General features: G+C 59.7%; 14 protein-coding genes. All 14 read left to right on the top strand.

Annotated elements, in window-relative coordinates; genetic code table 11:
- Positions 1 to 120: 120 nt before the first annotated feature.
- The 14 genes from H5P28_RS13355 (at position 121) to H5P28_RS13290 (ending at position 24,343) form a co-directional block, all read left to right on the top strand.
- Positions 121 to 1,452, top strand: coding sequence for a sialidase family protein (locus H5P28_RS13355; RefSeq protein WP_221773426.1), 1,332 nt, complete (start codon positions 121 to 123; stop codon positions 1,450 to 1,452).
- 105 nt (positions 1,453 to 1,557) lie between these two features.
- Positions 1,558 to 2,442 (top strand): LamG domain-containing protein, encoded by an 885-nt coding sequence (locus tag H5P28_RS13350; RefSeq protein WP_185676204.1) that lies wholly within the window; start codon positions 1,558 to 1,560, stop codon positions 2,440 to 2,442.
- A gap of 249 nt (positions 2,443 to 2,691) precedes the next feature.
- Complete coding sequence (locus H5P28_RS13345; RefSeq protein WP_185676203.1) at positions 2,692 to 4,677, top strand: autotransporter-associated beta strand repeat-containing protein; 1,986 nt, start codon at positions 2,692 to 2,694, stop codon at positions 4,675 to 4,677.
- A gap of 125 nt (positions 4,678 to 4,802) precedes the next feature.
- Entirely contained in the window at positions 4,803 to 5,558 is a 756-nt protein-coding gene (locus tag H5P28_RS13340; protein ID WP_185676202.1) for a type II secretion system protein, read from the top strand.
- 176 nt (positions 5,559 to 5,734) lie between these two features.
- Positions 5,735 to 7,723, top strand: coding sequence for an FG-GAP repeat domain-containing protein (locus H5P28_RS13335; RefSeq protein ID WP_185676201.1), 1,989 nt, complete (start codon positions 5,735 to 5,737; stop codon positions 7,721 to 7,723).
- Positions 7,724 to 7,814: 91 nt separating this feature from the next.
- Positions 7,815 to 9,809, top strand: coding sequence for an FG-GAP repeat domain-containing protein (locus H5P28_RS13330; RefSeq protein WP_185676200.1), 1,995 nt, complete (start codon positions 7,815 to 7,817; stop codon positions 9,807 to 9,809).
- A gap of 172 nt (positions 9,810 to 9,981) precedes the next feature.
- Positions 9,982 to 11,463 carry a sialate O-acetylesterase gene (locus H5P28_RS13325; protein ID WP_221773425.1) on the top strand — a complete coding sequence of 494 codons (1,482 nt, stop codon included), beginning with the start codon at positions 9,982 to 9,984 and terminating at the stop codon, positions 11,461 to 11,463.
- Positions 11,464 to 11,497: 34 nt separating this feature from the next.
- Positions 11,498 to 13,537 (top strand): FG-GAP repeat domain-containing protein, encoded by a 2,040-nt coding sequence (locus tag H5P28_RS13320; protein ID WP_221773424.1) that lies wholly within the window; start codon positions 11,498 to 11,500, stop codon positions 13,535 to 13,537.
- Between the two features lie 122 nt (positions 13,538 to 13,659).
- A complete protein-coding gene (locus H5P28_RS13315; RefSeq protein ID WP_185676198.1) occupies positions 13,660 to 14,985 on the top strand; it encodes a sialidase family protein in 1,326 nt (441 codons plus the stop codon).
- A 37-nt stretch (positions 14,986 to 15,022) separates the two neighbouring features.
- Positions 15,023 to 16,486, top strand: coding sequence for a sulfatase (locus tag H5P28_RS13310; RefSeq protein WP_185676197.1), 1,464 nt, complete (start codon positions 15,023 to 15,025; stop codon positions 16,484 to 16,486).
- A gap of 74 nt (positions 16,487 to 16,560) precedes the next feature.
- Positions 16,561 to 18,015, top strand: coding sequence for a sulfatase (locus tag H5P28_RS13305; protein ID WP_185676196.1), 1,455 nt, complete (start codon positions 16,561 to 16,563; stop codon positions 18,013 to 18,015).
- A 46-nt stretch (positions 18,016 to 18,061) separates the two neighbouring features.
- A complete protein-coding gene (locus H5P28_RS13300) occupies positions 18,062 to 20,077 on the top strand; it encodes an FG-GAP repeat domain-containing protein (protein WP_185676195.1) in 2,016 nt (671 codons plus the stop codon).
- A gap of 181 nt (positions 20,078 to 20,258) precedes the next feature.
- Positions 20,259 to 21,833, top strand: coding sequence for an autotransporter-associated beta strand repeat-containing protein (locus H5P28_RS13295; RefSeq protein ID WP_185676194.1), 1,575 nt, complete (start codon positions 20,259 to 20,261; stop codon positions 21,831 to 21,833).
- Positions 21,834 to 21,898: 65 nt separating this feature from the next.
- Positions 21,899 to 24,343: a glycoside hydrolase family 32 protein gene (locus H5P28_RS13290; RefSeq protein ID WP_185676193.1), complete on the top strand. Its 2,445-nt coding sequence runs from the start codon at positions 21,899 to 21,901 to the stop codon at positions 24,341 to 24,343.
- Positions 24,344 to 24,345: the final 2 nt, after the last annotated feature.

Genomic DNA, 24,345 nt, shown 5'->3' with positions numbered 1-24,345 from the left:
CAGATAATTCCAGCAATCGCTGCGTCCGCCCACCTACCCATTTAATCTCGACCATAAGCCAGCCTCCTCTTCCCCAAAACGCACTCCCCTGGTCCGCCACACGGCCCTCTCGTTAAGCCCATGTGCAGCCTCAACCCCACGTTCCTCAGCCTGCCTGCACTCCTGCTGGTGGCGCAGGCCGTACATAGTCAGTCCGAATCCGGCGCAGCGATAAGGGCCCTGGCTCAGGACTATGTGGTCGTCGCCGAAGCCGACCCCGAATTCGGGCCGTTGTACAATCCATCGATCCTCGCCCTCGACAATGGCCGCCTGATCGCCGAATACCGCGCCAGCGGCAAAGTGGCCAAACAGCCCAGCCGCGAATATATCGTCACCTCCGACGACGGCGGGCTCACTTGGCAAAAGAAGCACACCTACGCCATCGGCCAGAGCCGCTTGTTCACCGACGGAGATTCCATCTACGCCATCGGTTCCGGTGACAGATTACGCATCATCCGCTCGACCGACAACGGCGAGACATGGTCGGAACCTTCCACCCTGGCCTCCGGCCAATGGCACCAGAGCGCTACCAATTTCATCCACCACAACGGAAATATCTATCTCGCGCTGGAGAAGCGCGCTCATGATGACATCAAGACCTGGCCCGTCGGTGATTTCACGCCGGTACTCATGCGCGGACGTTCGGGGACCGACCTGACACGCCCCGAGAACTGGACCTTCGCCAGCGAGCTGGCCTTCTCCGACACCATCCCCGGCTACCGCGACAATGACCCGCAAATCGACTTTTTCGGCGTCCCCTTCTACCCGTCGCAATACCCCGACCGGCTCATGCTCGCCCGCCGCCCTGCGACCCCGCGCTCCGTGGCTCCCATGGGCTGGCTGGAAACAAATGTGGCGCAGATCAAAGACCCGTCCCACTACTGGTACGATCCGCAGGGCAAGACCTTCCACCTGCTGATGCGGGCGCACACGGGCGGCACCGGCTACGCGGCGCTGGCCAAGGTGGTTGAGCAGGATGACGGCAGCATGACGACCATGCTGGAAGAAGTCCCCTCCGGCAAAAAGCAGTTATTCCTTCCGCTGCCCGGCGGCCAGATGCGTTTTCATATCCTCTACGATGAGCAAACCGGACTCTATTGGCTTCTCAGCTCACAGGCGACAGACTCCATGACCCGCGCCGAGCTCCTTCCCGACGACCGGTACAGCATCCCCAACAATGAGAGGCACCGGCTCGTCCTTCACTTCTCGAAGAACCTTGTCGATTGGTGCTTCGCAGGCCTGGTCGCCATGAGTGACTCTCCCAAGGAATCCCGCCACTACGCCTCCATGACGATCGACGGCGACGACCTTGTCATTCTCTCCCGCAGTGGAGATGAGCGCGCCCGAAGCGCCCACGACGGCAACCTGATTACCTTCCATCGGGTTAAGAACTTTCGCGATCTTGTTTACTGAGAACCGGAACCACGAACACAGGCTGCATCAGCCCAACTCCCGGCCGCCACGGCCAATCGACGCAATGCGTCTTCCATCACCGACCAAGTCAAACCCCTTACAAGCATGCGCCCCGAAAAAACATCCACCTTCCCCTCTCCTTTAAAAACGCTTGTCCGGCCCGTTCATATGCTGGCGGCAGCTTGCTCACTGGCGGCGCCCCTGAGCCTGCCCTCGCTCGCCCAGGCCGCTCCCACCGCCAAACCCGCGGTTCAGTATCACTTCAACGAATCCTCCGGTGATTATGACAGCACTGGCTCTCTGCGCCTCCCGCTGAGTCCTCAGGGAACAAACCAGCAGCACGGCGCGCCCGGCTCCGGGGTCTCAGGTCAGCCCAAGGACCGGGCCTGGGACTCCAGTGCCAATACAACACAAGGCGTTGGCGACACCGCCAACAACAGTGGCTTGAAATCCGGCGACACCACCGCGCTCTACGACAAGGACCTTGAAGCGTTCACCCTCTGCTTCTGGTACAAGACCGAGCAATCGCTATCCTCCGACGCCGCGACCCGCTTTGTCATGTACGCGGATCGGCCGACCGCCCCGGTCGGCGAGGGATTCGTCCTGCGCTCATATAAGGGCGCGCTGGAACTGCGCCTCGGCGCCAAAGACACCGACGGGCAGGACGCCGAAGTCATCGCCCTCTCTGACAAATTCAAGAAAGGCACCGGCCTAAACCAGACGGACCAGTGGGTCTTTGTTGCGGTCACCTGGGACGGCACCTCGATCATGTACTACATCGGCACAGACGCTAGCCCCATTATCTACGGAGGGGGCGCCCACTTCAAAGGCACCGTAAAGCCCACCGACGCCCCTCTGGTCATTGGCAATACCGCGCACTTCAACCGAGGGCTGGACGGCTTTGTTGACAACTTCCGCTTTTACGATGCGGCCCTCCCCGCCCCCTTACTGGAAGGCTTGCGCAAGCAGGATCTGCAAGGCCCGAACTAAAGGAATCGCACCTAATCCCAATAAAACTAAAGCACCGAGAAGCTAGCCCCCTTCTTTTGCTAGCTTGTCCCTGAGATAAACTTACGTAATTCACTTCACCAACATTGCTTATAGAGGAAAAACATTTTACTTGTAAAATCCCTGGAATCAGCTAAAACGTTTTTACCAAACAATAAGTTAAATCCGTTACCTATGAAGCCCCAATCAAAACATAGAAACAGAGCCCTGTGGGCTCTTCTCCCGGCGGCGGTGCTGACTGCATCGCTGTCTTCCCCCCAATCTACCCAAGCCGCTGACGGCAACTGGATCGTAACCAGCAGCACAAGCGGCAACTGGAGCGACACCAGCAACTGGGAAGATGGAATCATCGCCGACGGTGCCGGCTACACGGCAACCATCGCCCCGGAAAGCACTGGTACCGCTCGTGCCATCATCCTGAATGATGCCAGTCGCACCCTGGGTGGCCTGACGATCAACTACCAACGGCGGGCAGATACCAGCGGAAGCCTCTACTACACTTTCAGCAATGGAGGATTCGGTCACGGGTTTGTCTTCGATAACAACGGTGCGACTGCCACTCTCAACCTGCTTGGACCGAGCACCAACATCACCAACTACAGAACCACCATTGACGTGCCCATCACCCTGAGCGATTCGCTGGAAATCAGCGACTCCACCAGCGGGCCGGTTATCATCAACGGTAACATCGATGGCGCTGGCGGCCTGACCTACACAGGTACGAGCGGCTCCAGTCTCACCCTGACCGGGACCAACACCTTCACCGGGGGACTGTCGATCAACAACAGTGAGGTCATTATCGGCGAAGACTACAACCTCGGCGACGAGAGCGGTGTCATCACGATCAACGGAGGCATCCTCCATAATGCTGCAAATGTCAGCGGTGACGGCACCGTCGACAGTTACAACCGTCAGTACGTGATCGGAAGCGAGGGGGCCACCTTCAACACCGATGGAAAGTACTACCATATCCGCTCAGGCAGCATCTCCGGCGACGGACCGCTGATCAAAACCGGCAGCAGCACGCTGGCTATGTACACGGGTGTCGAGAACACCTACACCGGCGGCACCATTATCCGCGAGGGCAATGTCCGAATTGAGGCCGACAGCAACCTTGGTGCATCCACCAGTGGCGTTACGCTCGACGGCGGCACGCTTATTGTTCGTGAATCCACGCAGTTGGACGCAGGCCGTACGTTCACCATTACGGAGAATGGCGGTACTATTGATGGAGACGCATTCACCAATATAAACGGCGTCATCGAGGGTGACGGTTTGCTCAACCTGATCGGCGATAGCACGATCTCCTTCAACAATGCCGGCAACACCCACTCGGGCGGCATTGATGTCGGCGAAAGCGTGATCCTGAGAATCCGCCGTGGGGACGCCTCGCTGGGTGCCACAGGCAACAACCTGACCTTCGCGGACGGCACCAGTTTCTCGGTGAATAACTATGACTCCGTCACTGAAGCCGAGGCTGAAATCAGCGCCTCGCGTTTCTTCGCCCTGACCTCGGGCACTGTCAACTTCATCATCGAGACAGACACCCCCTTCTCGGCGACCATCAATGGCTCCGGCAAGCTCCTGAAGACCGACGATGCGATCCTCAACCTCAAGGCCGCCAACAGCTACTCGGGCGGTACCGAGGTCGAGACCGGCACCCTGCTGGCCAACAACACGACTGGCTCCGCCACCGGCTCGGGCGCGGTTCTGGTCAAAAGCGGCGCCACCCTCGGCGGCGGCGGCATCATCCAGGGAGCTACCACGCTCGAAAGCGGCGCGACCCTGAATGTTGACGGCAATCTCCGCTTCAGCAACGCCCTGCAAATGGCTGGCACGACCATGATTGACATCAACGGCACGACTCGCGGCAGCGGTTATGACGCGGTGGATGTCAGCGGGCTGCTCTCCTACGGCGGCGACCTGAGCATCGTGTTCCTCACCAGCGCACAGGACGGCTATACCTACCAAATCTTCAGCATCCTGGGCGGCTACGACGGCACCTTCAACTCTATCAGCATCGCTGGTGTTTACGATAATATCGCTCTCCTCTACGATGGTAACGGTATCTGGACCGGCACCGACGGTACCGCCAGCTTTACCTTCGATGAGGCCAGTGGCTCGCTGAATGCCGCTGTCCCCGAGCCGGCGACCTTTGCCTTGATGCTCGGAGGAGCCATTCTCGGCCTGATGATTATTCGCAGACGCCGCAAGTAAGCTTGCGCGCCCTTTTAGGGAATCCTTCTCCGGGAGGGGGCGGCATCAGCAGTCCGTCCCTTCCCGGGAAGCCCCTAAACCAATACCTCAACTACCACCAAAGGTTTATTACGGAGTCTCAATCCATGTCAGCCCTCTTACCCCAATTCCGTTTCTCAAATCTGCAAAAGCGTCGTGCAGGAAACACGCACGGCTTTTCGCTCATCGAACTGCTCGCCGTCATCGCCGTCATCGGGATCCTCGCTGCCATCCTGATCCCGGTCTCCCAGTCTGTCCGCCGCTCTGGGGATCTCGTCAAGTGCAGTAATAACCTGCGCGCCATCAGCGGAGCCCTCATGATGCATGTGAGCGAGCACGGCGGCCAGTTCCCCTACCCGGCCACACCAGGTGGCTACGTACGCTGGACCCGTGATCCGGACATGCAGGTCTATCTCCCGCTCGAACGGCGCGGCCCAAACATGAGCAACTGGGAAAACCGCATCTACGTCTCGCCGGTAACGGTCGGCCCCCTCGGCCACAGCGGCCCGGATTACCTGCGTGTCACCTACGCCGCCAGTGCCGCCATGTTTGGCCCTGACAGCAGCGGTGAACTTGGCATGAACCGCCAGGCCAAGCGTTATCTCAACACCATCGTCAGCCCGCCCACGACTCCGCTGGTTTACACCGGTAAGATCACCACTGCCGGAAACAACACAAACTACAGCCATTTCTGGCGCGAGGTATCAGACGATATTGGCAAGGATGCCAACTCCACCGTCAAGCTGGACTTCCCGCACGACGGGAAGATAAACGTCCTGATGGCCGATGGCAGCATCAAGACCATGACGCCCGACGAGTTCGCCGACCAGGTTGACGAAATGCGTTTCCGCGGACTGGAATAAGGCCCGTTCATGCGCAAAGCGGATATCGATTTCAGCGCCCGCTTACTCGTCCCGATAGAAAGGGTAAACACCACTTGCAGATGCGGCGCTTTTAGCCAGTCAACAGCAGATCCACTTACCCCACAGAATAAATCACCACACGCATGCCGTCCGTGTCGCCCACTCCAGGAAAATCAATGACCGCACGTAAAACGTTCCTCTGCCTTCTGGCCCTTCTGCTGGGAGGCAGTTTGAGCACCCCGGCCAACGATACCCTCCCATTAAAGTCCGGCGCTCCCGATGGGCTCGGCCCGCTCGCCCTGCCCTTTCTTTCAAACATCCCGATGGGATATGCCGATGTTTATGGCGGGGACCGTCCGGACATCTTTGTCCTCGGCCGAAGCAAAACCTCCGGGCTCTATCTGTGCGAGTGGCTCTACGACACGGAGGATGGGGTGCCCGTCTTCGCCGAACCGGTCGAGATCAGCGGCCCGGTCAATTCCCGAGGCTGCATTTTTCAGACGGATGACGGACAGATCCACGCCTTCTGGCCGGCAAAAAGCGAAATCCGCCACTCGGTTTTCGATAAGAAAAGCCTGTCATTCTCCGATCCGCGCACGATCTCCCTGCCCAATCTGCCTTCCAGCCCGGCCGGGCTGTGTGTCGTGCCCAACCCGGACGGCTCTTTCGAAGTCGTTCTTGAACTCACGGGCGACTCCGGCAAACGTAAACACCCCGAGTCGAATGCCTCGTCCCCCGACTGGCGCCCCTACGACGCGGACGGTACCAGCACCGAGCCTTTCCGGTTCCGCTATCTGGCGTCCACCCACCTGCCCTCCATCGACGCGCAATCGACAACCGGTCTCCAGCAGCTTTCCCCGAACAAAAAGGATGTCTTCTTTGGATTTGCCCAACTCAGCATCGCCAACTTCGGCCAGGGTCACCAGCGGAACATCATCGGCGGAACGCGGATGGGCGAGTTTCCTTACTACCGGAACACAGCCTCAAATGGTATCGAAATCAAAAGGCACGGCTACGCGGTGGACAAAAACGGCGTCATCCTCCGCCACACGAGTGTAAACTCTTCGCCACTGGCCTATCCGAAGGCGGAGCCGGACACGCACGACAGCGACCTCATCTCGGGGGGAGAAAGCGCGCTCACGTTTTACAAGCATATCGGCACTTCGGCCGAGGGAGACCCGATGTTTGACGACGCCACCCCGGTCCTTCAGGAAAATGCCAACCTCTACGCTGGCGCTCTTCCCTCCTTCAGCATCTGCGACTGGAACGGCGACGGCGTTCAGGATTTCATCTGTGGAAATTCCACCGGCTACGTGCTTTTTTTCCAGAATGTCGGGACCGATGAGCAACCCGCCTTCCTCCCCGGCACGCGCGTCCAGGCCGCGGGCGAAGACATCCACATCCAGGCCGGTTACTCAGGCAGTGTCCAGGGGACCAAGGAAGCGCGCTGGGGCTACAACTCCCCCACGGTGGTTGACTGGAACGGCGACGGACTGCTCGACATCATCATGGGCGACATTACCGGGGAATACACCGTTTACCTCAATCGCGGTACCCCGCAGGAGCCCCGGCTGGACGCGGCCAAACCCATCTACTGCTACGGAATCCCCCTCCACGGGACCTGGCGTTGCCAGGCGGCGGTCGGGCAGATGGACGGACGCACGGCGATGGTTATCATCGATGACGACGACCAGTTCCATCTCTACTGGCGCATCGACGACTACAATGTGCAAGACGGCGGAAAACTCCGCCTCCCCGACGGTCAATTCATCAACACCAGTTACGATCCCGCCGGAGGCACCGGACGCTGTAAGCTTTCCTTTTTCGATGCCGACGACGACGGACTTCTGGACCTGGTCATCGGCACGGGACGCCGCTCCGCCATCCCCGACAAAAACAGCGGCTGGCCGATGCCTGCGCTCGGCCTGCGTACCCTCGGCACGCCTCTGTTCATGAAAAACACCGGCACAGAGCAACAGCCAGTGTTTGCCTCTCCTCTACCCTTTGTCCATCGCGAGATCGGCGTCATCCAACCGGGCGGAAGCCATGAGAAAGGTGCCGTCCTGACAACGATGGGCGATGGCGACTATAGTCTCCTGACCGCTGACGAGGGCGGGCAGGTTTTCTTATACAGCCAGAAGAATCTCGAAATCAAAAAGCCGTGAAATCGCTAGCGCCTCCCCGTTAACCACTGTTAACTATCATCCCCTGTGCCCATACGCACTGCCTTCTATCACCCCTCATGCCCAACACCCTATGTCCCTACCACGTACACTGATCTTTGCCTCTCTACTCGCCATCGGCCAACACGCCACCTGTTCCGCGTTGAGCAGCGGAGTCCCGATCAAGGTCGCCAATGAGACGGAAACGGGCCCCCTCTCCCTCGGGCTGGGCACCGTACCCGTCGGCTACGCCCGCATTACCGGTGGCGAGCTGCCCGATCTGTTCGTCGCAACCGGACGCCACAGCCTCCGCCCCATGTTTTACCTGCTGCGCTATCAGGGCAGCGAAAACGACACCCCGGTCTTCGCCCCACACACGACGGTGCCCTTCCCTGCCGGGGGTAAAACGCTCGCCGACGGCACCATTTGGCAAGACGAGCAGGGCACCGTGTACGGCTTCTGGATCGACGGAATGAAGATTCGCCGGACGCGCTTCGACCCGACGACGAACACCTTCACGCAGGACGCCCCACCGCTCGCCCTTGAGGGCCTCCCGCGCGCGCCGCGCAAGATCGCCGTCCACACCAATACGGACGGTTCGCTCTCCGTCCTGCTGGCCGTCTATGACGGCACTGACCGCTCCACCCCCGACAAGCTCCATTGGCGGGATAAGGAATACCGCCCCTACGACGGTGGCCTGATCTTCCGGGGCGGTATCGGCTACGATGGATTGTGGGCCGGTACTCTCGCCCGCCCGGATGCGGACGATCTGGAAGGACTCAGGGCACTTGAGGGGCTGGACGCCGAAGGGCTTTTCGCCTTCACCGGGCTGACGGCCTTTCCGGCTCCGACTGGCCCCGCCCCGCTAGAGGGCTGGATCGGTGGCACGCGCATGGGAAATTTCCAGTACTACTCCGCCGGAAAAACCGGGGAAGCAACACCGCCGCGCAAATACGCGGTCGATGAGACCGGGATCATCGTGCGCCATCCGCTCATCAATGCCAGCCCCATCACCTACCCCTCCGGGGTGAATACCGGGAACCTCATCGCGGGCGGCGAAGGTGCGCTCTACTATCATGAGCTGACAGGACGGCGCGAGCAAAACGGAGCGCCCGTTTACGCCGCGCCCAGGCCAGTCCTTATCGCCGGGGCCAACCTTTTCCCGGGCGCGCTGCCAGTGTTGAGCACCGGAGACCTCAACGGCGACGGTGCAGACGACATTCTGGCAGGAAACTCCGAGGGCAAGATCCTTCTTTTCACCAACCACGGTACAAACGAGGCCCCGCTCTTCGATGCCGGAGTCGAAATCGAGGCCGACGGCGAGCCGATCTTCATCCAGCAAGGCTACGTCGGCGTCCAGGGACCACAAGAACACCGCTGGGGCTACGCCTGCCCGAGGCTCTTCGACTGGAACGGAAACGGGCTGCTCGACATCGTAACCAGCAGCGCCACCGCCGTTCATGAAGTGTATCCCAATACCGGCACGCCGACTGAGCCCGTCTTCGGCAAGCCCCAGACGCTTTACTGCGACGGCCTGCCGCTTCACGGGACCTGGCGGGTGCAGCCCGCCGTGGCCCGCATCGGTGATGAGGTTCTCTACCTCTATCTCGACGATCAGGACGAGCTTCACGCCGCTTGGCAGATTGACGCCCATAACCTGCGCGACGGCGGAAAACTGGTTTTTGACGACACGGACACACCGATCAAGGGAGCCATGATTGAGGCTGGCGGCACCGGTCGCATCAAGCTCAACCTCGTGGACTGGGATGGCGACGGAAAGCTCGATCTCCTGGTCGGCACGCCGCGCCACGGTCTGATGTACGACAGTCCCGACGGCCCTTTGCAGCAGCGCAAGCTCCCCGGCGCTTCTGTCCTTTTCCTCAAAAATCTCGGCACCAACGAGCAACCACGCTTCGCCCGCCCGACCTTCATGAAGTTCCGGGGCGAACCCATCACGCTCGCACAGCATGCCTGCAGCCCGGCAGCCACACGTATCGGCTCGGCCTCCACCGACGGCCCCAACCTGATCGTGGGCGACCAGGAAGGCCTGATCTTCTACTACGACCGTCAGGATCTTTCCTGGGATTAACTGCCCCCGGCCATCCGCATAGTAATCCTAGGCCTTCAAGAAATAACGTTTTACTTGAAACACGCAACGCACCGTCTTCCAAAACGACACCATGCGCCTTATGACACCCCCGTCCTCACCCCAACCTCCCACTCCGACCAGACTGCTCGGCAGCCTGGCCCTTTTTCTGGCTGTGTCTGCCGCACCGTCCGCTCATGCTGACGTGACGCTGGCCCCCCTTTTCCGCGATGGGGCTGTTTTTCAACAAAACGCTCCCGTGGTCGTCTGGGGACAAGCCGACCCGGACGAAGCTGTCGAAGTCTCATTCGGCCAGCAGTCGCTGAAAACGCAGACGGATGCCCAAGGGGACTGGAGCGTTTCGCTCGCGCCCATGGAGGCCTCTTTCGAACCGCAAACCCTCACGGTAAAGGGGAAGAATACCCTCGCGGTCAAAGACATTCTGGTCGGCGAGGTCTGGCTCTGCTCCGGGCAGTCCAATATGGAGTGGCGGGTGCGCCTGAGCAACAACGCCAGTCAGGAAATGGCCAGCGCGAACTTTCCCGCCATCCGCCAGTTCAAACCGCCCCGCACCGCCGCCTCCGACCCGCAGAAGGATGTCGTCGGCGAGTGGGTCGTTTGTTCGCCGGATACGGTCGGTGAATTCACCGCGGTGGGGTACTTCTTTGCGCGCACGCTGCGCGAGCAACTCGGCGTCCCCGTCGGCATCATCAACAGTACCTGGGGCGGCACCCAGATCGAGTCGTGGATCTCCGCCGAAGCCATTTCGCAGGTCTCCTCTATCGGCCAAATCGAAGAACGCTGGCAGGAGCGCCTGAAGGACTACCCGGCCGCCATGAGCGAGTACAACGAGAGCTACGCCCAGTGGAAAAGCGAACGCGACCAGGCCATCCAGAGCGGAAAAAAGTACACCAAACGCGCCCCGCGCGAACCCGAAGGCCCCGGCAGCCGCTGGGAGCCCTCCAGTATTTTTAACGGTATGGTCGCACCGCTGGTCCCTTACACTGTCGCCGGGGTTCTCTGGTACCAGGGTGAGAGCAACCAGGGGCACGAGAGCGAGTACGCCGAACTCTTCACCACCATGATCGGGCAATGGCGCGAGACTTTTCAAAACGAACAGATGCCTTTCTACTTCGTCCAACTGGCAAACTGTATCCGCAAATCCGATCCCACCGGAGAAGCCTGGGCCTACCTGCGCGAAGCGCAAGCGGCGGCGCTGGACCTTCCTAACACCGGCATGGCCGTCGCCATTGACATCGGCACCTCGAACGACATCCACCCCCGCAACAAGCAGGAGGTCGGCCGGCGACTGGCACTGCTCGCCCTGCGCGACCAGTACGGCTACGACCTAAGCGCCCAGGGGCCGCGCTTGCGCGGGGCCAAGACCGAAGGGGCCAGGGTGGTGCTCAGCTTCGATCACGCCGAGGGGCTCAACAGCGGCGACGAGCCGTTGACCGGCTTCTTCATCGCGGGCGAAAACCGGCAGTTCTACCCGGCCCAGGCCGTCATTGAAAACGACACCGTCGTCGTGTCTTCCGGTATGGTTCCCGAACCCGTTGCCGTCCGCTACGCCTGGGCCAACGACCCCGTCCCGGCACCCACTCTGCAAAACGCTGCCCGGCTCCCGGCCGAACCTTTTCGCACTGACAACTGGTAAATTTCGTCCATCGCCTTAACTCCTTATTCAGATCATGATCGATTTAGCAAAACTCAAACGGCTGGCCCCGGCTATCGGCCTGCTCGGCCTGGCCCTCCCCCAGGCCAGTGCCGCAGAAATGCCCGAGGCTGACAGCCCGCTTCAACGCCTCCCCTACAATGCCGAAGAAGGCCAGTTGGCCGACCTCGGGGTTGGCTTGTGGGGCTGGCCCTTTCCTTACGATGTAAACGGGAACGGCCTGACCGACCTGGTCCTCGTCAGTGGAGCCTCGCCCTACCGGGGCACTTATTTTTTTGAGAACACCGGAAAGAAAGACCCGCAAACCGGAGCGGATGTTTTTAAGAAAGCTGTTTACATCGGTCCCGGCCGCAACGACATCACCCCCTCCTACATGCCGGACGGGAGCATGCGCGTGCTGGGCGCGGGCGTCGAGTACCCCGATTTTCTCAAGAGCGGCACGAAAAAGTCCCAAAAGCTTGATATCGGTATAGACGAGAAAGACATCCACCAGACCAGCGGGCGCGTCCGCGGGAAGCAATGGAGCTACGTCGATTACGATAAAAACGGCGTCATGGACCTCATTGTCGGGGTCGGTGATTGGACCGACTACGGCTGGGACAACGCTTACGACGAAAATGGCCGCTGGACCAACGGCCCTCTCCACGGTTACGTCTATCTGCTGCGCAACGAGGGCACGAACGACAAGCCCAGCTACGCCGCCCCCGAGCGCCTGATGGTCGACGATGTGCCGCTCGACGTTTACGGGATGCCCTCCCCGGTCTTCGCGGACTTCCTCCAGGATGGTAAACAGCACCTCATTTGCGGCGAGTTTGTCGATGGCCTGACTTTCTTCGAGAATATCGGTACCGCCGACCAGCCCAAGTTCGCCCGGGGCAAGCGCCTGCGTTATCAGGGAGAACTCATTACCCTGCCCTTGTGCATGATCGTGGTCGTGGGCTACGACTGGAACGGCAACGGCCTGACCGACCTCGTCGTTGCTCAGGAAGATGGCCTCGTTGCCGTGCTTGAAAACACGGGCAACATCGTTGACGGCATGCCCGAGTTCCTTCCCCCGCGCATGCTGCGCCAGCAGGCCGACGAGGTGATGTTCGGCGTGCTCACGACGCCTTCCCTCGTTGATTTCGACGACGATGGACGCGAAGACATCATCACCGGCAACGCCGCCGGAGAGATTGGCTTTATTAAAAACCTCGGCGGCGATCCGACCCGCTGGGCCGAGCCCGTCCTGCTCGAATCCGAAGGCGAGCCGATCCGCTTCATCGCCGGTCCCAACGGTTCTATCCAGGGCCCCGCCGAATACAAATGGGGCTACACCAACCTCTCCACCGGCGACTGGGACGGCGATGGAAAACCCGACATCATGGTCAGTACGATCACCGGCAACATTTACTGGTTTAAAAACCTCGGCAACGGACCGGACGGGCTCCCCCGCCTCTCCGAAGCCATGCCCGTGCGTGTCAACTGGGGTGACACCCCTCCGCAAAAACCGGCCTGGAACTGGTGGGATCCCGAAGATGACGAGTTGGTCGTCCAGTGGCGCTGCACGCCGTTGATCGTGCACTTGCCGGGCGAAGAACGCCCCTCGCTCGTCACCGTGGACACGGAGGGCTATCTCGCGCTCTACCGCCAGAGCGTCGATGAGGACGGCAACATCCGCGTGCTTCCCGGCGAACGGGTCTTCAAGATGCGCGGCCTTTCCAGCTTCGACTCCAAGCACAAGCCCACCGGGGAAGAGAACGGCCTCCTGCGCCTCAACGACGGCGAAGCCGGACGCAGCGGACGCAGGACCTACATCATGACCGACTGGGACGGCGACGGAAAGCTCGACCTGCTCGTCAACAGTGTCAACGTGAACTTCCTCAAGAACGTCTCCGAGACCGAGGGCGAATGGGTCTTCGAAGACCAGGGCCCGATCTCCACCCGCCGGCTCGCCGGCCACAGCACGACTCCCGGCATGGGCGACTGGAACGGCGACGGCAAGCAGCAGCTCATGATCGGAGCCGAGGACGGTTTCTTCTACTACTTCCCCGATCCGGCAGACCAGCGGCCTTAACCTTAAACCTTCGATCCAAAAGATACTACTGCGACCACATCGTCACCGGCGCCCCCCACCCATCCACGGAGGGGGGCGCCACACCCCTCACTCCCATGCCCCTGTTCTTTCCAGGTCCATTATTGTCAACCATCAGGACGCTGACTCTCGCCTGCCTGCTGATGTCGACCGGCATCCTCTGGAGCGAACCAACCGGGTCACCGATTCGCCCGCTGGCCCAGGACTTCGTTGTGGTGGGGCGGTCCCCCGACCCCCAGAAGATTCCCCTCTACTCCCCGACGATACTGCGGCTGGACTCTGGCCGACTCGTCGCCGCCTACACGTTTTTCGACCGTAACAAGGGCGGCACCAAGGAGGAAGTGATGCTGACCTCGGACGACGGTGGCGCGACCTGGCAGGAGCGTGCCCGCCTCCCCCGCCTGCAAGGACGGCTGTTCCGGGCTGGAGACAGTCTGTACTATCTGGCCACGGGGCGGGGGTTGGCGATCTTCCGCTCCGACGATGACGGCGAAAGCTGGGGCGCGGCCAGTCTCCTCTCCGACTCCGAGGACACCTGGAACCAGACCCCCGCCAACGTCTGGTACGCCAATGGCAACATCTATCTCGCCTTCGAACGGGGCACTGAAAAAGCCCGCGACCTCAATGCATGGGCCCCGGCGGAAAAGGGTCTCGTCCTTCTGAGAGCCCGCGAGGGCGACGACCTGACCAAGCCCGAGGCATGGACGCAGTCGAGCATGCTTGTCTTCGCGGACCTCATCGACGGCCTGCGTGAGAACAACCCCGACACCGACTACTTCGGCGTTCCTTTTTTTGCCTACGACTACCCGGACCGTCATCCGGTCGGCGGCGGGCACTCCATGTCGCCTCCGGGCTGGGTCGAGCCCAACGTCGTGCAGATCACCGACCCGGCGCATTACTGGTACGACCCGATGGGCAAGACCTTCCACATCCTCAGCCGCTCCCACACCGGGGGAACGAATCTGGCTTGCCTGACCAAAGTGACCGAGTTGCCCGACGGCAGCATGGAAATGAGCCTGGAAAAAGTCCCCTCCGGCAAGTCCATGCTCTTCGTGCCCGTCCCCGGCGGCCACATGCGCTTCCACCTCCTCTACGACGAGCAGACCAAGCTTTACTGGCTGCTCGGCTCGCAATCCACCGACTCCATGACCCGCGCCGAACTTCTCCCGCCGGAGCGGTACAGCCTGCCCAATAACGAACGCCATCGCATGGTGCTGTATTTTTCAAAAAACCTCGTCGACTGGTGTTTCGCGGGGCTTGTCGCCATGACCGACGACCCAAGCCAGGCCAGGCACTATGCCAGCATGGATATCGACGGCGAGGATCTCGTCATCCTTTCGCGCAGCGGAGATGCCGAGGCCAAGAGCGCCCACGAGACAAACATCATCACCTTCCACCGCGTCAAAAACTTCCGCGACCTCGTTTATTAGCCTGAGGTCTCCCCTCCTGGACAACATAGACAACTCAATGTTCTCTAAACAAAGAGCGAACCGGGCAGTGCTGCTTGTTACGATCCTGTCAGCCTGCACGTATCCAGCCACGGCCACCCCGCCGCCGGAGCGTCCAAACATCCTCTTCATCGCCACGGATGACCTCCGCAATGATTTAGGCTGTTACGGAAATGACGTGGTAAAAACGCCCAACCTGGATGCCTTGTCACGGCGAGGAGTTTTATTCACAAATGCCTATGCCCAGCAGGCACTCTGCAACCCTTCCCGAGCATCCTTAATGACCGGGATGCGGCCTGACACCACGCAGGTCTGGAATCTCTCATCCCATTTTCGGGATAAGCTTCCAGATATCAAAACCCTGCCGCAATGGTTTAAGGAACACGGCTATACCGCAATAGGCATTGGAAAGATTTACCATAATCACGGGCGAGCCAGCGAAGATCCGTTGTCCTGGAGCCAACCGCAAGTCATGCACGTAAATTCTCATTATGAGGATATAGCCATTGTCAACGGGCAGCCTGTCCGGGAGTTTAACAGGAACATAAAAGTCGAGAAACTTGATGTGCCCGATGAAGCTTACTTCGACGGTAGAATCGCGCAGTTGGCCATTACCCGCTTACGTGAACTCAAGGCTGAGGCACAACCATTCTTTCTCGCCGTTGGCTTCTGGAAGCCTCACTTGCCTTTTAACGCTCCCAGGAAATACTGGGATCTGTATGATCCGGCCGACATTGGTCTTCCGTCCCCAGGCGAATGGCCGCAAGACGCGCCACAGATAGCCTGGCACAACAGCCGGGAATTACTTGGAGACAATGCCCCTCTGCCCGACGATGCAACGGCACTTGAACTCCGCCACGGCTACTACGCGGCAATCAGCTATCTCGACGCCCAAGTCGGAAAAGTCCTTGACGAACTGGAGGCCCTGGGGCTTGCGGATAACACCATTGTCGTCTTCTGGTCAGATCATGGATTTCATCTGGGCGAACAGGCGCTTTGGTGTAAAACCTCAAACTTTGAACTCGATACCCGAGCGCCCCTCATAATCGCGGTACCAGAAAACGGCTATGCGCACGGAGACAAATGCACGACGCCAGTTGAACTGCTGGACATATATCCGACACTCGTGCAATTGGGCGGTCTGCCTCTGCCAAGCGATCTGGAAGGTCAGAGCCTGGTTCCTTTACTCAAAAACCCCGAACAACCAATAGAACGGGCGGCGTTCTCTCAGCATCCCCGGCCCGCCTATCTCAAAGCTAAGGCATCGCCCACAGCCATGGGCTACACGGTCCGCACATCCCGTCATCGCTACACCGAATGGCGGGAGTGGGAAAACGGCATGCTGATCGACGCTGAATTTTACGACTACGATTCACGGCTTACAGAAACTCGGAATCTGATTAACGACCCTGACAAACACGAAGAAATCGAAGCAATTCGCAAAATCCTTCATCAACAATTCCCCCCTTCTTCAGCCGACTGAAAAGACAAGGAATTAAAACCTGTTAACTGCTTTAAGGCAGGCTTCATGACCACGTTTTTTTTACACTTTAAACCATGAAAAGTGCATCGCTATTTTGTCGTCATGCCTTAGCCGCATTTAGTCTTTTCGCAGCCGGAAGTCTCTTCGCATCGGACGAACATACGACTCCCAGGAATATTGTCTTCATCCTGGTCGATGACCTGGGCTACGCAGATATCAATACCTATGGTGGCAGCTTCGCCGAAACGCCGAACCTGAATCGCCTGGCATCCCAAAGTATGCGCTTTACCCAAGCCTATGCTCCGGCACCGATCTGCTCAGCCTCGCGCGCATCCATACTGACCGGTCAAACCCCGGCCCGACTTGGCTTTGAGTTCGTCGTCCAGGCCCGTACCGCAACGCACCCCGAAAACACCCCTTTGGTCGAACCGCCTTATCCAAGGAACCTCCCGCTGGATTCCTATACGATGGGTGAGGCATTTAGCGAGGCAGGCTTCGTCACTGGGTACTTTGGAAAATGGCATCTTTCCGAACATAAGATACCCGAAAATCCTCAATACCTGGGCTATGGGCCTACTCATGGCCCAGCCGCTCATCATTTTCAGGAAACCGACGAAGACCGAGGCAGCCATCCCTATGGCTATTCAAAGACCCAAAAACGCACAGAAGCCTATGGAGATTTTGCAGACGGCACATACGAACCGGATTCCCTCACCGACAAGGCACTCGATTTCATGGCCCGCCATAGAAACGAACGTTTTTTTCTTTTTCTGGGGCAGTACTATGTGCACACACCGGTAAGTACCCGCTGCGAATGGCTTTTTGAAAAATATCGCCAGAAAGCGGAACAGTTGGGACTGCCTTACGACAAAGAAGCCATCAAGTACGCGGCATTTATCGATACGATGGACCACTTGATCGGACGTGTCATGAACGAGTTGGACGCGCTCGGACTGGCCGACGACACGATGCTCGTCTTTACCGTGGATAATGGCGGCATGCCCCTTTACGCCGACAACGGTCATCTTCGAGGAAGTAAATGGACCCTTTATGAAGGCGGGCTGCGCGTCCCCTTGATGGTGCGCTGGCCGGGTCACATTCCCGCCGACAGCGTCAGCGAGGAGGTAATAACGGGTACGGATCTGTTCGCGACCTTCTGCGATGCTGCCGGCATAGCAACCCCCGACTCAGCCTGCGACGGGCGTTCGTTTTTTCCTTTGCTGGAAGACAATGCGGCCCCACTTCCCGAACGCGCCGCCCTCATCTGGCATTTCCCTTTTTATCACCCCCAGCACGTAGGTACCCGCCCATGCTCAGCCATCCGCAAGGGTGACATGAAATTGGTATACTTTTACGAGGACGACAGTGTGGAGCTCTACAATCTGAAAGACAATCCCGGCGAATCCAGAAACCTTGCCTCCAGTAACCGCAAGCTCGCAACTGCAATGACTGACGAACTCATGCAGACACTCAGAGAACAAGACGCGCGCTTTCCCGTAAAGAGAACAAGCGCCTCAACTGTTCAATAAGGATAGGTCTCACGAAAAAATTCTTACCGCACTGACTTTATACATCATGAACACGAGCATCCGCACACTCTCTTTTGCCTTTCTCTTAAGCGCCTGCCTGCCCGCCACAGCCGGTAGCCTACCCGGCGATGATACGCAGCCCCTCAAGTCCGCGGCTCCCTCCGGGCTCGGGATGCTAAACCTTCACAACACCAACAGCTCCCCCGTTGGCGCGGTGTACCTGAGCACGGCGAACCGCCCCGACCTCTTCATGAGCGGGACCGGCGGCCCGAAAAACCTCTCGTATTTTAAATACGCCGGCGAGCAGGATGACGGCACACCGATCTTTTCCGCTCCTCAGTTGATCACGACTCCGGCCACACAGAAAGGTACCATTTTCCAAACGCCCGATGGCGAGGTTCACGCCTACTGGATTCTCGACAAAGAGATTCTCCACACCGTCTTTAACGAAAACAGGCTTTCCTTTGACGAACAAGACCGGCTCCCGCTGAGCAAGCTCAAGCTGCCCAAAGGCCCACAGTCGCTCTCCGTCATCCCCAACGACGACGACACCGTGGACATCCTTTTCGACCTGGCCGACGACACCCCGCCCGGAGACAGCAGCAAGCGCTGGACCGAGGAATGGCGTCCCTACGACGACAAAGGTTCCTGGACCGGGCAACGCCCCTATCGCTACTTCCATGCCGTGCGGCTCTCATCCGTCGATCTCGACCGTGCTGATGTCCTCGACAGCCAGCAGGCCACTCCCAGCCAGCGGGAAGTCTATTTCCGTATCGGCGGCAGCAGCCCAGTTGACGTGCAGCCGGAGTTGTCACGCGACTTCGTTTCCGCCTCACGCCTGGGTAATCTCTACTACTACCCCAGCGCGAACACCGGCGACTACGACGCACCCATCCGGTTCAAAGAGAAGCTCCTCATCGCCGGTGAAGACGGTAATGCCCTGCGCGACACCGCCACCAGCGGACGCGCCCTCACCTATCCGAACGAGCAGGGCGCCTGGGCGGACATCATGGTCTCGGGTGAAGGCACCTTGAATTACTACGCCTTTACCGGACGCTTCACCCCCGCCGGAGCCCCCATCTATAAAGCGCCGACCAAAGTTCTGCAAAAAAACGCCGACCTCGTTTCTGGCGCACTTCCGACTCCTTCCGTAATCGACTGGGACGGCGACGGCAAGCTCGACATCCTCGTCGGTGTCTCCGAAGGACTTATCGTTTTTCACAAAAACACGGGCACCAACGACGAGCCCGCATTCACCGAGAGCAGCTATCTCCGCCTGGCCGACGGACGCCTCCTGCATGTCGAAGCCGGATACTCCGGCAGCGTCCAGGGCCTTCAGGAGGCGCACTGGGGATATATTTCCCCGAACGCGTTCGACTGGAATCGCGACGGCCTTCCCGACATCGTAACCGGCGACATCACCGGCGACTACAACGTCTACCTGAACAAAGGTACGCCCACCGAACCGGCTCTGGCCCCCGCCCATCCGCTCTACTGCGACGGAATTCCCTTGCACGGGGTCTGGCGTGCACGCCCGGCATTGGCCCATGTTGGCGACAGGACCATTCTCATCCTGCCCGACGATAAGGACACACTCCACCTCTACACCCGGATCGACGATTACAATGTCGAAGACGCCGGTATCCTCACGCTTGAGGACGGCAGCCCGATCACCGTCAGCGGGATGCCCGGCGGCGCATCCGGCCGGTGCAAGCTGGACCTGGCCGATTGGGACGGAGACGGCGTGCTTGACCTCATCATCGGCACCTCGCGCCGGAACGCCATCCCCAACCCCGAAACTGGCTACCCCTTCGCCGCCCTGGGGGAGAAGGCTCCGGGGACGGTGCTGTTTATGAAAAACACCGGTACGAACGAGCAACCTGTCTTTGCATTTCCCGTCCCCTTCAGACACAAAATAACCGGCGAACTGATTCAGCCCGGCGGCGCTCATGAGTCCGGCGCAGTGGCCACGCCGCTCGGCGGGGGACTGAATATTCTCGCGGGAGACGAGTCCAGCAGGCTTTACCTGTACCGTGGAGAAAATCTGGAGCTGGCTCGATAGTCCCGCGCCGACGAGCGGCTGCCAGAGCTCCAGACGATGCCTTACATGTAAGTAAATCTGATCTATCAGGAATGAGCATTTGCTAAATCATTTTTCCTCGATGGTTGCTACTTGAGATGACTGGATAGACGTGCTCCCCGACAGGGCAAATCCAGTCGAATACACAAACTCTAGCAGAACCATGAAAAAGCTCGTCCCCCCAAACATCCTCAAGGTTTCTGGCCTTGGCTCACTCTCACTAATGCTCCTCTCATTGTCGGCCCAGGCACAAACCTGGTCCGGCGAAGGCAGCAATAATAACTGGTCTGATGCCGGCAACTGGTCAGGCAGCGCCCCCGCGAACGACGGTACGGCAGACATCAGCTTCGAAGGAACAAACAGACTCACTCCGAACGTCGATACTGACTGGTCTATCGCTAAAATGACCTTTGGCAGTTCGGCCGGGGCCTTCGAAATCAGCGGCAACGACATCACCATCAACGGTGCCAGTTCCGGCAACTATGTCTGGCTTCAGAACAACTCGTCGAACCTCCAGACGATCAATAACAATATCATCTACTCCGGCAGTGCCAGCAACTTCCAGATCTGGGCGACGGAGGGCGACATTACCATCAATGGTGACATCGATCTGGGCACGGCTAGAAGCTGGCTGGGCATGGGAAACGCCTCATCCTCCTCCCCCGCCCGGACGATCACGCTCAACGGTAATATCTCGGGCACTGGCAGCCGTTCGCTCGACACCGGTACCTATAACATGACGATCATCCTCAGCGGGAACAACACCTTCACAGGGGATGTCCTCAACCAGCGCTCGAAGCTGATCCTCCGCCACAATAACGCGCTCGGTCTGGCCGCAGTCGAGTTCGCCCGCAACAACAACACGGGGCCCAGCGCCGACGCCGGAGTCCTGACCGAAGGCGCTTTGACCATTAACAACAACTTCGTCGTCGGGGATAACACCAACGCAACCCCCAGCCGCGCCTACATCGGTGGCAACACGGCGGACACCTCGGAGTACACCGGTAACATCACACTGGGCAACCACTCGACCCGGGGCCGTACCCTGGAACTGGTCGCGGTCGAAGGCGGCAAAGTCACATTCAGCGGAAACCTGATCGGAGCCGGTACCGACGGGAACGACGGCGTCGTCAAAGTCGGACAGGGCACGGTCGTTCTCGCCGGCACCGACAACACCTACAAGGGCACGACCTTGATCTCCGAAGGCATGCTGCTGATCAACGGCCAGTACGGCGCCACCGGCGGGAGCATCACCGTCGAATCCGGAGCCACACTTGGCGGCACGGGTGATATCGACCGCGCGGTGACCGTCGAAGACGGAGCCACCCTCCTGGCCGGCGATGGCAGCAACGCGCAGACCGCGCTCAATATCGGCGAAGATCTCCAGATGGACGCCGGCTCCATGCTTAAGTTCGTTCTCTCGGGAGCAGGCGAAAGCTCCACCCTGAACAGAACCGGGGGTACCTGGAGCTTCGACCTGAACCAGATGATCGTGCTCGAAGGCTCGGGCATACAGGTCGGGATTTACACGGGTATCATATCCGGCCTGGATGAAGCCATTGACGTCTCTGGCTGGACGATTTCCAATGAGAGCATGCAAGGCGTCTTCACCTATGAAGACGGTGAAATCAACCTTGAGCTGACCGCGGTCCCGGAAATTCGGACCAACGCCCTGTTGCTCGGCCTGGCCGTCCTCTTGTGCGTCGCGTTCCACCGCCGCCAGAACATTCGTAACTAAAGTTCTTACAGATACTGGGCGGCGGGTTGAAACACCCGCCGCCTTTCATTACCCCTGTTCAATCGATGAAAATACTACCTGCTTTTCTTGGCCTCACCCTGAGTATCATCCAGTCACCCGGAGCACAGGACCACGCTCTCGATGATTTCGAGGGCAGCGACTACGGCAGTTGGGAGATCGAGGGAGAAGCCTTTGCGCCCGGCCCCCAGGCACCGACCAAACTATACCTCAACCGCTCCGGAAACAAACTGGCCATGTCCCGGCTTGAGTTCAGCGGAGACAGCGCTACGGGCACGCTCACGTCACCGGAATTTACTATCGATCGCCGCTGGCTGCACTTCCTCATCGGAGGCGGGAATCATCCCGACGAGACCTGTGTCGAGTTGATCGTGGACGGTCAGGTCGTACGCACCGCCGCAGGCCCCAGTCAAAAATCCCTGGAGCCCGTGGCGTGGGACTTGAAAAACCTTCAGGGGAAAACCGCCCGCCTACGGCTCGCGGACCGGAAAACCGGACGCTGGGGGCACATCGCGGCGGACAACTTTGTCCTCAGCAATGACGACAGCGAGCTCACGACATTCGCGCTCCCGGCAGATGACAAGAGCGACATCGTCATTGCCGACTTCGAGCAACCGGATTACCACCCCTGGTCCGCCTCCGGCAAGGCATTCTCCGCCGGTCCCTACACTCCCGCTGCCAGCGACAGCATCTCCGGCTACGAAGGCAAATCCCTCGCCAAGTCCCAGCCCGCCGACGGCAGCAACGAGACCGGCTCCCTCCTGTCCCCTCCCTTTATCATTTCCCGGCCCTACCTCAACTTCCTTATCGGCGGCGGAGACCAAGCCTTCCGCACCGCTCTCTCGCTCTGGATCGACGGACGCATCGTCCGCACCTCGTCGGGCACGGGCAATGATTCGCTGGAATGGAAGACCTGGGATGTGAGCGAATTTGAAGGGCAAACAGCAGCCCTCGGCATCCATGATCTCACCACCGGGGAAGAGCCCGTCAACTACGTGCTGGTCGATAGTATCTCGCTCAGCAACACCCCAAAGGCAAACCACGACAGCCCATCAGGCTCGGTCGAGGCCGCCATTACCCAGGTCCGCCAAGACGCCCTCAATGCGATCCGCCGTAATCAGGCGCTGGCGGCATCCGACCCCTACCGCCCGACCTACCACTACGCGCCCCCGTCCCAGCGCATGAACGACCCCAACGGCCCCGCCTGGTCGGACGGCTACCACCATCTGTTTTACCAGCACATGGTGTTCGTCGGGCATGGCTCGGCCACCAACGTCCACTGGGGCCATGCCCGCAGCAGGGACCTCGTCAACTGGGAAACTTTGCCGCTGGCGATTCGCCCACTGTACGAGAACGGCGAGCTTAGCGTATTCTCCGGCAACATGGCTCAGGACAAGCATGGACAACCGGCCCAGTTCACAACGATGGTCCCCTATCTGCCCGACATCCCCCGACGCATCTGGATCGCCCGGCCCGAAGACGAAGACTGGATCACATGGACCACCACTCCCGCCTCTCCTCAAGGTCTCGTACCGCAGGGAGACCTTACCCGCAACATCAAGGACGCCTTTCCGTTCAGCGCCGGAGACCGCCGCTTCCTTGTCCTGACCGACCGCACCATCCCCGTCTATGAGGCCGTCAACGACGACCTGACCGAGTGGGAATACCGGGGCAATATCGACGAAGACAGTGCCGAGTGCCCGAACTTTTTCGAGGTAGACGGCCACTGGCTTTACCTGGCCTCCCCGCACTCGCCGGTGCGCTACCGGATCGGCGACTTCGATCCGGACAGTGCCAGCTTCACCCCCCGCTCGGAGGGCTATCTCAACCACGACACACGCTTTTACGCCTCGACGCTCTACAAAGACGACCAGGGGCAAACGATCCTGCTCGGCGTTACCCGGGGGCAGAAAAAAGACCGTGGCTGGACCGGCGCCCTTGCCATGCCCCGCGTGCTGTCCATCGGAGAGGATCTGAAGCCCCGCATGTCTCCGCCCGCCAGCCTGGAGAAGCTGCGGCACAGCCCGTTCTCGCTCCACACGCCGGTAACGCTGAACGACGAGGTGGAAGTCATCGAGGGACTGCGGGGAGACACCGTGGAAATCATGGCCAGATTCCGCGCGGGTGATGCCGACTCCTTCGGTCTCCAGGTCCGCCGCAGCGATGACGGCAGCCGCTTCATTCCGGTCATGTGGAAGGACGGACGGATCATTGTCCAGCGCGAACTGGAAGAATACCCCTGCGAATACGAGATCGATCCCGACACCCGGGAGGTCACCTTCCGCATCTTTCTCGACAAGGGTATCCTCGATGCCTGTACCGACGATGGCCGTGTATTCGAATCGCGGATACATTACGCTCCGCTGGAGGATCTCGATATCGCGGTCTTCGCCGCCGGGGGCAGCGCCACGCTCCTCTCGCTCGATGCCTGGCAGATGTCGCCCGCCACGATTGACCACTCCTTGCTTCTGGACAGTGACCAGTCCGAGTAAGC

Source organism: Ruficoccus amylovorans, from assembly GCF_014230085.1.
Classification (GTDB): Bacteria; Verrucomicrobiota; Verrucomicrobiia; order Opitutales; family Cerasicoccaceae; genus Ruficoccus; species Ruficoccus amylovorans.
The sequence above is the reverse complement of the archived record's forward strand: the minus strand, read 5'-3'. Positions and strand labels throughout refer to the sequence as shown.